Origin of the sequence: Faecalibacterium sp. DFI.5.82 (assembly GCF_029076575.1) — a bacterium.
GTDB classification, from domain to species: Bacteria; Bacillota; Clostridia; order Oscillospirales; family Ruminococcaceae; genus Faecalibacterium; species Faecalibacterium duncaniae.
In genome coordinates this window covers 1-500 of the sequence record NZ_JARFIS010000054.1, presented here as the reverse complement: position 1 = coordinate 500, position 500 = coordinate 1, and the positions used below count along the sequence as shown (strand labels likewise).

The following is a 500-nucleotide window of genomic DNA, read 5'->3' as shown; positions in this document are numbered from 1 at the left end:
CTTGAACGGAAATCAAGCAAAAGAGTGCAAACGCAGAAGCGAGCCTAACTGCGAGACTGACGGGTCGAGCAGTAACGAAAGTTGGAGTTAGTGATCCGGTGGAATGTGAGTGGAAATGCCATCGCTCAACGGATAAAAGTTACCCTGGGGATAACAGGCTGATCTCCCCCAAGAGTCCACATCGACGGGGAGGTTTGGCACCTCGATGTCGGCTCATCGCATCCTGGGGCTGTATACGGTCCCAAGGGTTTGGCTGTTCGCCAATTAAAGCGGTACGCGAGCTGGGTTCAGAACGTCGTGAGACAGTTCGGTCCCTATCTGTCGTGGGCGCAGGATATTTGATGGGAGCTGTCCCTAGTACGAGAGGACCGGGACGGACGTACCTCTGGCGCACCAGTTGGTCCGACAGGAGCATAGCTGGGCAACTACGTACGGATCGGATAAACGCTGAAAGCATCTAAGCGTGAAGCCGACCCAAAGATAAGATATCCCACTGATTG

1 rRNA gene is annotated in these 500 nt (G+C 54.0%); it reads left to right on the top strand.

The window, feature by feature from the left end:
- Positions 1–500: ribosomal RNA gene (locus P0G09_RS15525) — 23S ribosomal RNA — on the top strand; the annotation flags it as partial.